General features: G+C 62.9%; 6 protein-coding genes. 3 read left to right on the top strand and 3 right to left on the bottom strand.

Annotation, left to right across the window (positions count from 1 at the left end; all coding sequences use genetic code 11):
- Positions 1 to 50: 50 nt before the first annotated feature.
- Together ngg and B348_RS0109370 are read right to left on the bottom strand one after the other, a co-directional pair.
- Positions 51 to 1,784, bottom strand: a complete 1,734-nt coding sequence (gene ngg / locus B348_RS0109375) for an N-acetylglutaminylglutamine synthetase (RefSeq protein ID WP_017735866.1) — start codon at positions 1,782 to 1,784, stop codon at positions 51 to 53.
- A 3-nt stretch (positions 1,785 to 1,787) separates the two neighbouring features.
- A complete protein-coding gene (locus B348_RS0109370) occupies positions 1,788 to 3,560 on the bottom strand; it encodes an N-acetylglutaminylglutamine amidotransferase (protein WP_026136687.1) in 1,773 nt (590 codons plus the stop codon).
- A 308-nt stretch (positions 3,561 to 3,868) separates the two neighbouring features.
- On the opposite strand from B348_RS0109370, the gene B348_RS0109365 reads away from it, so the two are divergent.
- Positions 3,869 to 8,710 (top strand): NEL-type E3 ubiquitin ligase domain-containing protein, encoded by a 4,842-nt coding sequence (locus B348_RS0109365; RefSeq protein WP_017735863.1) that lies wholly within the window; start codon positions 3,869 to 3,871, stop codon positions 8,708 to 8,710.
- Here the strand turns inward: B348_RS0109365 and mnmC are convergent.
- Positions 8,693 to 10,681 (bottom strand): bifunctional tRNA (5-methylaminomethyl-2-thiouridine)(34)-methyltransferase MnmD/FAD-dependent 5-carboxymethylaminomethyl-2-thiouridine(34) oxidoreductase MnmC, encoded by a 1,989-nt coding sequence (mnmC, locus tag B348_RS0109360; RefSeq protein WP_017735862.1) that lies wholly within the window; start codon positions 10,679 to 10,681, stop codon positions 8,693 to 8,695. The two genes, B348_RS0109365 and mnmC, sit on opposite strands and share 18 nt — an antisense overlap.
- A gap of 141 nt (positions 10,682 to 10,822) precedes the next feature.
- Here mnmC and pap point away from each other — a divergent pair, with 141 nt between their 5' ends.
- Both pap and B348_RS0109350 read left to right on the top strand, forming a co-directional pair.
- Positions 10,823 to 12,340 carry a polyphosphate:AMP phosphotransferase gene (gene pap / locus B348_RS0109355; protein WP_017735861.1) on the top strand — a complete coding sequence of 506 codons (1,518 nt, stop codon included), beginning with the start codon at positions 10,823 to 10,825 and terminating at the stop codon, positions 12,338 to 12,340.
- A 91-nt stretch (positions 12,341 to 12,431) separates the two neighbouring features.
- Positions 12,432 to 13,616 carry a thiolase family protein gene (locus B348_RS0109350; RefSeq protein ID WP_017735860.1) on the top strand — a complete coding sequence of 395 codons (1,185 nt, stop codon included), beginning with the start codon at positions 12,432 to 12,434 and terminating at the stop codon, positions 13,614 to 13,616.
- The last annotated feature ends 71 nt before the right edge of the window (positions 13,617 to 13,687 follow it).

The raw sequence follows: 13,687 nt of genomic DNA, 5'->3' as shown, positions 1-13,687 counted from the left end.
GCTTGCCCGCGATGAGGCCAGGTCAGGCAACCCACTTCTCAAGCACTCAGCTAACTATGGGGAAACAACAAATCCACAAACCGCTCAGCCGTCGGCTGCGGTTCATGATTGGCCAGCCCGGCCCGTTCGTTGGCTTCGATAAACACATACTCGGGTTTGTCGGCGGCGGGCACCATCAGGTCCAGGCCCACCATGGGGATGTCCAGGGCGCGGGCGGCACGCACGGCGGCGTCCACCAGCGTGGGGTGCAGGATGGCGGTGACGTCTTCCAGGCAGCCGCCGGTGTGCAGGTTGGCGGTGCGGCGCACGGCCAGGGTCTGGCCCCGTGGCAGGATGCTGCTGTAGTCATAGCCTGCGGCGTGCAGGGTGCGTTCGGTTTCGGCATCCAGGGGGATTTTGCTTTCACCGTCGGTCGCGGCCTGGCGGCGACGGCTCTGGGCTTCGATCAGCGCGCCGATGGAATGATGACCGTCACCGGTCACTTCGGCGGGGCGGCGAATCGCAGCGGCGACCACCTCGAAACCGATCACCAGGATGCGCAGGTCCAAGCCTTCGTGAAAGCTCTCCAGCAGCACGCGGCTGTCGAACGGGCGTGCGGCTTCAATGGCCTGCTGTACCTCTTCAATGGTTTGCAAATCCACCGCCACACCCTGGCCTTGCTCGCCGTCCAGCGGCTTGACCACGATGCGTTGGTGCTCGTCGAGAAACTCCAGGTTGTCATCGGCACTGCCCGCCAATTGCTGCGACGGCAGTTTCAGGCCGGCAGCCTTGAGCACCTTGTGGGTCAGGCTCTTGTCCTGGCACAGGGTCATGCTGATGGCGCTGGTCAGGTCGCTCAACGATTCACGGCACCGCACGCGGCGTCCGCCGTGGCTGAGGGTGAACAGACCGGCGTCGGCATCATCCACCTGCACGTCAATGCCGCGCCGATGGGCTTCCTCGACAATGATCCGCGCATAGGTATTGAACCCCGCCTGCGGACCCGGGCCGAGGAACAGCGGTTGGTTGATGCCGTTCTTGCGCTTGATCGCAAAGGTGGTCAGCGCACGAAAGCCGAGCTTGGCGTAAAGGTTCTTGGCCTGGCGGTTGTCGTGCAGCACCGACAGGTCGAGGTAGCTCAAGCCACGGCTCATGAAGTGTTCCACCAGGTGGCGCACCAGCACTTCGCCGACGCCGGGGCGTGTGCATTGCGGATCGACCGCCAGGCACCACAGGCTGCAACCGTTTTCCGGGTCGTGAAAGGCTTTCTGGTGATTGAGGCCCATCACGCTGCCGATCACCGCGCCGCTGTCTTCGTCTTCCGCCAGCCAGTACACCGGGCCACCTTGATGGCGCGGCGTCAGGCGTTCGGCGTCCACGGGCAGCATGCCCCGGCCTTGGTAGAGCTGGTTCACGGCCAGCCAATCTGCTTCGCTTTGCACGCGGCGGATACGAAAGCCACGAAACACGCGGGTGGCGGGGCGGTAGTCGGTGAACCACAGACGCAGGGTATCGGAGGGGTCGAGGAACAGCTGCTGCGGGTCGATCCCCAGGATCTGCTGGGGCGCCGCCACGTACAGCGCGATGTCCCGTTCGCCGGATTGCTCATTGAGCAGTTCCTGGGCCAGGCTCGCCGGGTCGGGAAACGTATGGCCGATCAATAACCGGCCCCAACCACAATGCACGGCAATCGGGTCTGCGCTTAAAGGGCTGCCATCTTCGGCCAGCCGGGCTTGCAGGCGCTCGTAGGACGGCGCCTGGCCCTTGAGCAAGCGTTGGCTGTAGGCCGCTGCATGGGGTTTCATCGGTCAGATTCCTTGTTCGCTGAGCCACAGGTTCAGCGCCGCCAGTTGCCACAGCTTGGAGCCGCGCAGCGGAGTCAGTTGGCCTTGCGGGTCGGTGAGCAGGCGGTCGAGCATGGCCGGGTTGAACAGGCCGCGATCCTGGCTCGGGTCCAGCAGCAGGTCGCGCACCCAGTTCAGGGTGTCGCCCTGCAAGTGCTTGAGTCCCGGCACCGGGAAATAACCTTTCTTGCGGTCGATGACTTCACTGGGAATCACGCGGCGCGCGGCCTCTTTCAAGACTTGCTTGCCGCCGTCGGGCAGTTTGAACTTGCCCGGCACGCGGGCCGACAGTTCCACCAGGCGGTAGTCCAGGAACGGCGTGCGCGCTTCCAGGCCCCAGGCCATGGTCATGTTGTCCACCCGTTTGACCGGGTCATCCACCAGCATCACCGTGCTGTCCAGGCGCAAGGCTTTGTCCACGGCGGCATCGGCGCCGGGCGTGGCGAAATGTTCGCGCACGAAGTCGCCGGCGGCGTCGTTGGCCGTCAGCCATTTCGGCGCAACAGTGGCGGCGTAGTCGTCGTAGCTGCGATCGAAAAACGCCTCGCGATAAGCCGCGTACGGATCGCTGGCGCCGTCCACCTGCGGGTACCAGTGGTAACCGGCGAACAGTTCGTCGGCGCCCTGGCCGCTCTGGACCACCTTGCAATGTTTGGCCACTTCTCGAGACAGCAGGTAGAAGGCGATGCAGTCATGGCTGACCATCGGCTCGCTCATGGCGCGGAACGCCGCCGGCAGTTGCTCGATGATCTCGCTTTCGGCGATGCGCAATTGGTGGTGACGGGTGCCGTAGTGCTTGGCGATCAGGTCGGAGTACTGGAACTCGTTACCGGCCTCGCCGCCGGCATCTTCAAAACCGATGGAGAAAGTCGACAGGTCTTGCACGCCGGCTTCCCGCAGCAGGCCGACGAGCATGCTTGAGTCGACGCCACCGGAGAGCAGCACGCCGACGTCCACGGCGGCGCGCTGGCGGATGGCCACGGCTTCGCGGGTGCTGTCGAGGACGCGGTCGGTCCAATCTTCCAATGTCAGGTTTTTCTCATCCTCACGTGGGCCGTAGGGCAGGGTCCACCAGGTCTTCTGCTCGGTCTTGCCGCTGGCGTCGATGCGCATCCAGCTCGCGGGCGGCAGCTTTTCGATGCCTGCGAGCAAGGTGCGCGGCGCGGGCACCACGGCGTGGAAGTTCAGGTAATGATTGAGCGCCACCGGATCGAGGATCGGATTGATATCGCCGCCCTTGAGCAGTGCCGGCAACGCCGAGGCAAAGCGCAAACGCTGGCCGGTACGCGACAGGTACAACGGCTTCACACCGAGACGGTCACGGGCGATGAACAGGCGCTGGGCATCGCGCTCCCAGATGGCAAAGGCAAACATGCCGTTGAGCTTGGGCAGCAGCGCTTCGCCCCAGGCGTGGTAGCCCTTGAGCAGCACTTCGGTGTCACCGCCGGAATGGAAGGCGTAGCCCAGGGCTTCCAGCTCTTGGCGCAGTTCCGGGAAGTTGTAGATGGCACCGTTGAAGGCCAGGGACAGGCCCAAGTGGGCATCCACCATCGGCTGGGCCGAGCCGTCCGACAGGTCCATGATTTTCAGGCGTCGATGGCCCAGCGCAACCGGCCCTTGGGCATGAAAACCCCAGGCGTCGGGGCCGCGGGGGGCCAGGTGATGGGTGATGCGTTCTATCGCTGCCAGGTCGGCAGGTCTGTGATCAAAACGTAACTCGCCAGCTAATCCGCACATAAATTCCTTACCGGTTTTTCCGTTGGGGAGGGGAATACTCGATACACCCAAAAGGGCGCGTACCCAGAAACTGACACGGTGCTATTCGTGGAGTTTTAGACCGATAAGTTATAAGGCAAATGGCCGTAAGCCTCGCGGCGGCGCCTGCCCAGTGGCGTGCGCTGCAGGGGAGTGGTGGTAAAACCGTGCGGAAACGACGCGAATTTTGCGGGTTTCAAGCGCTCGATCGCCCCGGTATTTGAATCTGAATTTACGTCGCGTGCGCTTAACGTAGTGGGTCATCAATCAATGCATTAAGGATGGCTGCGATGACCGAGACCCCCGATTTATATACGCTCACTGCCCCGATGACCCGGGACGAGCTGGACGGTGCCCTGCTGGACCTGACCGGCGACCTGGACAAGGCGCAGGTGCTGCACAAGACCCTGCCCCACTGGATGGTGCAAGCGCCTTCATCGGTGATGGAAGCCCTTGAGGAGGACTACCGGCGCAGCGAAGCCGCTCGTCGCAATCTTGCCAGTCGTCTTAAACAGCTCAAGCCATTGGATACGTTCTGCACCAGCAAGTTGAGGGCGTACCTGGTTCAAAAAGGGCACGCCGAGTTGGATGTGGGCCACGACTACCTGGAGTGGACGCGGACGCAGACGGTCGGTTCGACCCAGATCACCGGCCTTGCGATCAGGGCGTTCACCGTGGAGAAGTCCAGCCTGTTGCTGGCGGCCATGCAGAATTTTTCCGCAGCCGAAGCCCGGCCGGATGGCTTGTCGAACGATGCCGCGATTCACCACAAGGACCAGACCGTCGCCACCGGCATCACTGCGCAGCAGTTTGCCGGTTACTGCCGGGACCTGGATCTGGGCGGCGCCTACCAGGAACATATATTTGAAGTCTTCGGCTTGACGGCCTTTGACGAGGTCTCTTCGCCGGGTGGCTACTCCCAGGCGGCCATCGATGTGGGGCACGGCATGCGTGCCGATATGCTGATTGACTTGCACATCGCCCGGGCCAAGAACCACATCTCGCGGGCGAACTACACCCGGCTGCTCAAACTGATCAAGGACAACCCGTCGGTGGACTGGGTGGTCAAATGGAAGGCCGCCGCCAAGCCCCTGGTCTGGCAAGGCTTGAAGATTTCCAAGGCCTGCGTGTGGGGCGTGTTGGTGTTCTCCGAAGATACGCTGGGTGAGTGGGATGCCGACGAGTTCATCGTCTATATGCCCAACGAGCCGCAGCGGCCCTGGTTCGAGTATGCGTCCCTTGAGGATTTCAAGGCGTACCTCACGTCAAGTTTGAAGACCGCCTCCTACCTGGCTTTTTTCGAGTGTTATCTGGACGAGTTGGAGCGTGCGAGTTTTCTTGGCAATTTCAAAAAGGATCCGACCCTGGGGTCGTTACAGGCCATAAAACCCATCGGCAACCTTGACGATTTTTTCTTCCGCAGTTGCCTGGGCAAAATCCAGCTCGATGTTCGGGTGCTGGCGGTACCGACGGCACAGGTGGATGAAGACGCACGCTATCAACGCCTGCTGGACTACGCCGACGCGGGGTTGGAGCTTTTGAACGCTGCGGGTCTTTTCGTACCCGTGCTCGGCCAATTGATGCTGGGCGTGGCCATTGGCCAACTGCTTGGTGAGGTGTATGACGGCGCCGAGGACTGGAGCCACGGCGACAATGCGGATGCGCTCAAGCACTTGATTTCGGTGGCACAGAACGTTGCCAGCCTGATCGCATTTGCGGTGGGTGGACGTGTGGTGGGCTCGCTCAAGCGTAACCAGACGTCGTCGGCCGCGTACTTCGAGAAGTTCGAGGCGGTGGAGCTGGCGGACAGGCGTTGCCGTCTATGGCGACCTGAGCTCAGTTTTTATCGCCAGCCCGGCGGGTTGCCTGATCCCTGGGTGGCCAATACGCGCGGTGTGCATCAGGTGAACGGCAGTTCGTATGTCCAGATCAACGACGCAGCCTATGCCATTGGCTACGACGCCAGCCTGGGTGAATGGTGCCTGAAACATCCCACACGCGCGACGGCCTATCGACCGCCGCTGCGGCACAACCTCAAGGGGGGATGGCAGCATGTCTTCGAGCGCCCGGAGGAATGGACAGACCCGACGTACGCGTTGCGTCGAATCGATCCGACCCTGGGGGATATGCCGTCCGAGGCGCTGCAATCTATCGCGGCCATCCACCAGACCGACCTGGCCGGCCTGCAGCGCCTGGCGCTCGAACACGCGCCCCTGCCGGAGCGTTTCCAGGACACCGTGGCGCGTTTCAAGCTGCATCAGAAAGTCCTCGACTTCGCCGATGCCCTGGCCAAAGAGGGCAACCTCGACCCGCGTACTGCACGCACCCAGATCCTGGCTTTGCCGCTGATGCCGGGTTGGCCGAGGGAGCGATTTTTCGAATTGCTGGACAACCGCGGCAACTTGCTGGAAAGCCACCCTGACCTCGCGCCCTTCGACTACGAAGACCAGAGCATTCATATCACCGAGCAGCAGCTCAAGGCGGGGCAGGTATTCGATACCTTGCTGGCCGCCTTGTCGGACGATGAGCGCCGCGCATTGCTGGGTAAGACCACCACGCCCGATGAGGCTCCGGTCCTGCTCAAACGCCAGCTGCTGGAGACCGTGAAGGGCCGGCATCGCCGCCTGTATGAGAAATTGTATGACGAATACAAAGGCGTCATTGATGACGAGATGGCGCCGCTGCGGGAGCGGTTTTCCCAACTGCCGCGTCGCGTCGCCAGGGAGCTGCGGGCCAATGCGTCTTCCATGGACCGCCGTCTCTTGATCCAGAACCGTCGTATTCCACTGTCCCTGGGGCAGCGTGCGCGTGAGGTGGTTGACCAAATGGCCGAAGATCAGGCGCTGATGGGATTGTACTGGCCACCCTTGGCCGGTGCTTCGACCCGGCGGGTGATCTTCGCGATGCTCGCACGCCTGAGTCGCTGGCCCGCGGACTTGTTGTTGCAGGTGCACGAAGACAGCTTGACCGGCAAGGTACTGGACCAGGTCGGGCCCTCGACGGCGGCGGTGCGCCGTCGCATTGTCCGCAGCCACCAGGGTTTCCAGGCCTTCGATGAGCAGGGTAAAAGCCTGAACACGCGGGTGAGCGGGCCGGACGGTTTGTTGCAGGCCGTGGTGGATTGCTTGTCGCCGGTGCAACGCCGGGCAATGAACCTGAGGGGGGACCACTCGGTGGGCCATCTGCGCAGTCAGTTGCGCTTCAAGTCACAGGATGAACGGGATCGCGTTGCCCATTACCTGTGGCCTGAGCGCGGTATTGCCGAGGAGGCGCCCAGTTGCGTGCAGGCGCAGAAGGGCGTGTCGCAGCGTCCCACGGAATTTGCCCCGGCACTGGTGCGCAAGGTCAAGAAACTCTATCCCTTGTTGGACGATGCACAAGTGTCGGCATGGCTGGAGGCGGCGGGGATGGGCCCCATGGGGCGGGCCAAGAGGGTCAAGGCGTTGCAACAGCAATTCGCGGCGTTGCGCAAGGCATTGCGCCCCTGGAGCAGGGAGCGCATCGCTCCGCTTGCTGACGGCCTGCCGCCCTCGCAGTTGCGCTTGAGCCGCGGCCAGGTGCTGACTGCCATTGAGCGGGCCTGGCGCGGGCAGTCGCTGCTGAAGGACGATCACGGCGTCGACGTACCGGGCCTGGAGTTGGATCGGCTGTTTTTCGGCGACTTCCCGGTCTTGCCCGCGCAGGTCAGTTTTGACCGGGTGCACTGGTTGTCTTTACGGCACATGGAACTGAACCGTGATCCCACGCCTTTTCTGCGGCACTTCAAAAATGTGAAGGGGCTTGAACTGGCAGATAACCAGCTGTCGCAACTGCCCGACGCGTTGTCCGCAATGCCGACACTGGAGCATCTGAACCTGGCGCGCAACAGGTTGCAAATGACCGAGGCGATGCGCACGTCGCTCGCGCAGATGCGCACCTTGAAGTCCCTCAACCTGGCCGGCAACCCATTGATTGATCCACCGGATGTCAGCCGCCATTTCGAGCTGCGCGAATTGGTGCTCAGCGATTGCCGCTTGAGCGAGTTCCCCGAGTGGGTCAGGCGTCTGCCGTACCTGGAGCGTCTTGATTTGCGTGGCAATGAGATCAAGGAATTGCCTGAGTGGCTCGCGCAGATGCCCCGTCGCTATGGCCAAGTGATCAATTTGAAGAACAACCCGTTATCGACCGCCAGCCAAAGCCTGTTGGTGGCTTACCGCGAGCGTACGGGGCAGGGCATGGGATACATGGCCGATGATAATGAGCGTGTGGGTGAACAAGTGGCGCGTGAAGCATGGTTGACCGATGAGGGCTACGCCCAGTACGCGCAAAAGGAGAACATTTGGGCCGCGTTGAAAGACGAGCCGAACAGCGATGCGCTCTTCAGCCTGCTGGGCTGGTTGAGCGATACGGCAGACGCGGCCCAGGTGCGCGTCGACCTGGAGCGGCGCGTCTGGCGGGTATTGAATGCAACGGCGGCAGATGCCGATCTGCGTGAAGAGGTGTTCCAGCGGGCGGCCACGCCGATCAACTGCGATGACGCCGCCGCCGCAAACTTCAGTGACCTTGAAGTGCTGGTCGAAATCCACGAGGACTCCCACGTGGCCGCCGGCGCGCAGGTCAGTGCCCGGCAGATGCTCGAGACGGCCAAGAAATTCTTCCGCCTGAACAAGGTGGAGGACCTGGCTTTGGCCCACAGTCGCCAGGACCCCACGTTGGATGGGGTGGAGGTCAGCCTGTTCTTTCGTACCCGTCTGGCGCAGAGCCTGAAGCTGCCGGGGCAACCCAGGGATTTGCACCTCAAGGAGCTGGCGGGTGTAAAACCGTCAGACCTGGCCGCGGCCGACGCCGCGGTGAGGCGTGCCGAGCTTTCTTCGGAATTGTTGACGTACATCTGCAAGATGCCGTTCTGGATAGCCTATTTGAGGCGAACCGCGGCTGATGGGTTTACAGCCCTGTTCAAGCCGTTCCATGCGCGCTTGGCCGCGCTGGAGAGCCAAACCCCGCCCCTCTCCGACGCCGAAATGATTAAACAGGCAAACGCAATCATGGAGGCGAAGGATCAAGCCGAAGCGGCAGAAATCGAGCGCCTCACGGATGATGAAGTTACCCGCTCCGATGTCCGGCTTGCGTCCTGCCTAACGCGCCGCCAGTGAGTTGCGTACCAATGCACGCAGGGCAAAACGGTTGGGATGGCAGGCCTCGGCCACACTGCGCGGCAGCGGCGACGGCTCGTTATCCAGCCAGGCCGCGAGCAGCTCGCCGCACAGCGGAGCGGTGATCAACCCGCGCGAACCGTGGCCGCTGTTGATATATAAGCCCGGCAGCCAGGGGCAGGGTGTGTCCGGCACTTGCCGGGCATCCTTGCTCAGCACGGCATAGGCCTGGTCGAACGCTTCGCGCTCGGCCAACGGCCCGACGATGGGCAGGTAATCGGGGCTGGTGCAGCGGAAGGCCGCGCGGCCTTGCAGCTGCTCCGGCGCGAGGTGGTCGGCGCCCAGGCGCTGCAGCAGGTCTGCGGAGATTTCCCGCAGCATCTCCAGGTTGCCGGCGTGTTCGGCGGCGGTGGGCGTGAGGTCGTCGCTTTTGAAGTCGAAGCTGGCGCCGAGGGTGTGTTCCCCCAGGCGTGCCGGGGCCACATACCCTTCGGCACAGACCACCGTGGCCAGAGCCTGGCTGGCCGGGGTTTGTTGCAGCCGGGTGATCTGCCCGCGGATACGCTTGAGGGGCAAGTCGGCGCTGGGCGCAAAGTGCTTGATGTCGGCGGCGCCGGCCAGTACCACGACACTGGCGCTGGCCAGCAAGGTGTCGCCGTCACGGGCCTGCCACTGCTGATCGACGAATTGCAGTTCAACGGCATTGTGGTGCGTGAGCACGTGGATCAACGGGTGTGCCGCTTGCCATTGGCACAGCGCGGGCGGGTGGACCCAACCGCCCTCAGGGAAAAACAGCCCGCCCTGTTCCAGCGAGATGCCGGCTTGTTGCTGCGCCTGGCTGCGGTCCAACAGGTGCAACAGTTCAGGCGCAAAGGCCTCGGCCAGCTGCGCCTGGCGCTCGGCTTCCTTGGCATTGAATGCCAGTTGCAGCACGCCGCAGCCATCCCAATCGACGCCACGGTGCAGGTGTTCCAGCAGGCGCCGGGTGTGGCCGAAGCCGCTGAGGATCAACTGGGACAACGCCGTGCCATGGGCTGACAACTTGAGGTACAGCACGCCCTGGGGGTTGCCTGACGCTTCCTGGGCCAGCTCGGCATGCCGTTCCAACAGGCTGACGCGCCAGCCCCGAGCGGCGAGGCTGGCGGCGGTGGCACACCCGGCGAGGCCACCGCCAATGACCATGGCATGGCGTTCGCCGGCAATGGCTGCCGGCCGGGCGAACCAGGGTTTAGCCGCGGGCGGCGCGGCGGCGTCCGCGGGCCAGCCGAGGAACTCGCCGCGCAGGATCTCCCATTTGTGGCCGATGCCTGGCGTGCGTTTCATCTTGAACCCGGCGGCGTTGATGAGCCGCCGTACCCAGCCGGTGCTGGTAAACGTGCTGATGGTCGAGCCCGGTGCGGCCAGGCGCGCCAGTTCGGCGAACAGTTCGGCGGTCCACATGTCCGGGTTTTTCGCCGGGGCGAAACCGTCGAGAAACCATGCATCGATCTGCGCATCCAGTTGTGGCAGTTGCTCAAGGGCATCGCCGATCAACAGGGTCAGGGTCACGCGGCCGTTGTCCAGCACCAGGCGTTGGAAGCCCTGGTGGATGGCGATGTACTGCGCCAGCAGCTGCTCGGCGAAGGGTTGCAGTTCGGGCCACAGGGCCAGGGCGCGTTGCAGGTCGGCGGGGCTCAATGGGTACTTTTCCACGCTGACGAAATGCAGGCGCGCGCCGGCCACCGCGTGTTGTTCGAACAGTTGCCAGGCGCAGAGAAAATTCAAGCCCGTGCCAAACCCCGTTTCACCAATCACCAGGCGCCCACCCACCGGCAGCGCGGCAAAGCGCTCCTGCAAACGGTTCTGTTCAAGGAACACGTAGCGGGTTTCTTCCAGGCCCGACTTGTCGGAGAAGTACACATCGTCGAACACCCGCGAGTGCGGGCGGCCTTGGTCGTCCCAGTCGAGCTGGGCGTGGGATACGGGGTTCATGGGCGGCTCGGTAAAGGCAAGGCCGCCATTCTAGCCGATCAACAGGCGTTGAATTGACCCACGGCAAGCGCGGGGCGAATTTCCTCCCGCGTGTTGCTGCCCAATCCGCTAGTCTTGAGCCATCTTGAAACGGAGCTGCCCATGTTCGAATCCGCCGAAATCGGTCACGCCATCGACAAAGACACCTACGACGCCGAGGTGCCCGCCCTGCGCGAGGCCTTGCTGGAAGTGCAGTACGAGCTGCAACAGCAGAAGCGCTTCCCGGTGATCATCCTGATCAACGGCATCGAAGGCGCCGGCAAGGGCGAGACCGTCAAGCTGCTCAATGAATGGATGGACCCGCGCCTGATCGAAGTGCGCACCTTCGACCAACAGACCGACGAAGAGCTGGCCCGGCCACCGGCCTGGCGTTACTGGCGGCAGTTGCCCGCCAAGGGCCGCATGGGGGTGTTCTTCGGCAACTGGTACAGCCAGATGCTGCAAAGCCGCGTGCATGGGCAGATCAAGGACGCCCGCCTGGATCAGGCCATCGCCGGTGCCGAGCGCCTGGAGAAGATGCTCTGCGATGAAGGCGCGCTGATCTTCAAGTTCTGGTTCCACCTCTCCAAGAAACAAATGAAGGCGCGGCTCAAGGCCCTCGCCGATGACCCGCTGCACAGCTGGCGCATCAGCCCCCTGGACTGGCAGCAGTCCGAGACCTACGACAAGTTCGTGCACTTCGGTGAGCGCATCCTGCGTCGCACCAGCCGCGACTATGCGCCGTGGCATGTGATCGAGGGTGTGGATGCGCATTACCGCAGCCTCACCGTCGGCAAGCTGCTGCTGGAAGGCATCCAGAATGCCCTGAAGCTGCCCAAGGGCAAGGCCAGCGGCATGAACCCGGCGCCGTTGATTGCGTCGGTGGACAGGAAAAGCCTGCTCGACAGCCTCGACCTGACTCAGCACCTGGAAAAGGATGATTACGAAGAACAACTGATCACCGAGCAGGCGCGGCTGTCTGGCCTGATGCGCGACAAACGCATGCGCAAACACGCGCTGGTCACGGTGTTTGAAGGCAACGATGCGGCGGGCAAGGGCGGCGCGATCCGCCGCGTCGCGGCGGCGCTGGACCCGCGTCAGTACCACATCGTGCCGATTGCCGCGCCCAGTGAAGACGAGCGCGCGCAGCCGTACCTGTGGCGTTTCTGGCAGAAGATCCCGGCGCGCGGCATGTTCACCGTGTTCGACCGCTCCTGGTACGGCCGCGTGCTGGTGGAGCGTATTGAAGGTTTCTGCACCCGGGCCGACTGGATGCGCGCCTATGGCGAGATCAATGACTTCGAAGAGCAACTGCGTGACGCGGGCGTGATCGTGGTCAAGTTCTGGCTGGCCATCGACAAGCAGACCCAGCTGGAACGCTTCCAGGCCCGCGAGGAAATCCCCTTCAAGCGTTTCAAGATCACCGAAGACGACTGGCGCAACCGCGACAAGTGGGATGACTACCGTGCGGCTGTCGGCGACATGGTTGACCGTACCAGCACCGAAGTCTCGCCCTGGACATTGGTGGAGGCCAACGACAAGCGCTGGGCGCGGGTCAAGGTGCTGCGCACCATTAACCTGGCGCTGGAGGAGGCGTTCGAGAAATCCGACAAGCACGATAAGAAAGGCAAGAAGAAGTAGGCCTATCTATGGGGTGAATGATCGTCGCGGTTGGAATCAGCTGGATCTATGCTCGATCCATCTCTCAACCATGACAAGATCGAGGTAGCCCATGCGTGAAGTAGTGATCGTCGACAGCGTGCGAACCGGCCTGGCCAAATCCTTTCGCGGCAAGTTCAACCAGACTCGCCCGGACGACATGGCGGCCCATTGCGTCAACGCGCTGCTCAGCCGCAACGGCATCGACCCGGCGACGGTGGAGGATTGCATCGTCGGCGCCGGCTCCAATGAGGGCGCCCAGGGCTACAACATCGGGCGCAATGTGGCGGTGTTGTCGCAACTGGGCACTGGCACGGCGGGCATGACACTCAACCGCTTCTGTTCGTCGGGCTTGCAGGCGATTGCGATTGCGGCCAACCAGATTGCCTCGGGGTGCAGCGACATCATCGTCGCTGGCGGTGTCGAGTCCATCAGCCTGACCATGAAAAGCGTCAACACCGACAACCTGATCAACCCGCTGCTCAAGGAGCAGGTGCCGGGCATCTATTTCCCCATGGGCCAGACGGCCGAGATCGTCGCGCGGCGCTATAACGTCAGCCGCGAAGAACAGGACCTGTACGCCTTGCAAAGCCAGCAGCGCACGGCTCAGGCCCAGGCTGACGGTTTGTTCGACGATGAAATCGTGCCGATGGCGGTCAAGTACAAGGTCGAGGACAAGAATACCGGCGCGGTGCAGATACTCGACGGTGTGGTGGATCGCGACGACTGCAACCGCCCGGACACCACGTTGGCCAGCCTGCAAGGCTTGAAGCCGGTGTTCGCCGAAGACGGTTCGGTGACGGCGGGCAACTCGTCGCAATTGTCCGACGGCGCCTCGATGACCCTGGTGATGAGCCTGGAAAAAGCCCTGGAGCTGGGGCTCAAGCCCAAGGCGTTTTTCCGTGGGTTTACCGTGGCCGGTTGCGAGCCGGACGAGATGGGCATCGGCCCGGTGTTCTCGGTGCCCAAGCTGCTCAAGGCCAAGGGCTTGCAGGTGGCGGACATTGACTTGTGGGAGCTGAATGAAGCGTTTGCGTCGCAATGCCTGTATGCGCGGAATCGGTTGGAGATCGATAACGCGAAGTACAACGTCAATGGCGGCTCGATCTCCATCGGGCATCCGTTCGGCATGACGGGTTCGCGGCAGGTGGGGCATTTGGTGCGGGAACTGCAGCGGCGCAATTTGCGTTATGGGATCGTCACCATGTGCGTGGGTGGCGGCATGGGTGCCACGGGCCTGTTCGAAGCCGTGCGCTAAACCCCACTGGGAAAAATGAGGTCAGTGTGGAAGCTGGCTTTTGTGGGAGCTGGCTTGCCTGCGATAGCATC

Origin of the sequence: Pseudomonas sp. CBZ-4, from assembly GCF_000346755.1 — a bacterium.
Classification (GTDB): domain Bacteria; phylum Pseudomonadota; class Gammaproteobacteria; order Pseudomonadales; family Pseudomonadaceae; genus Aquipseudomonas.
Note: the sequence above shows the minus strand (reverse complement) of the source record. Positions and strands in the feature narration are given on the sequence as shown.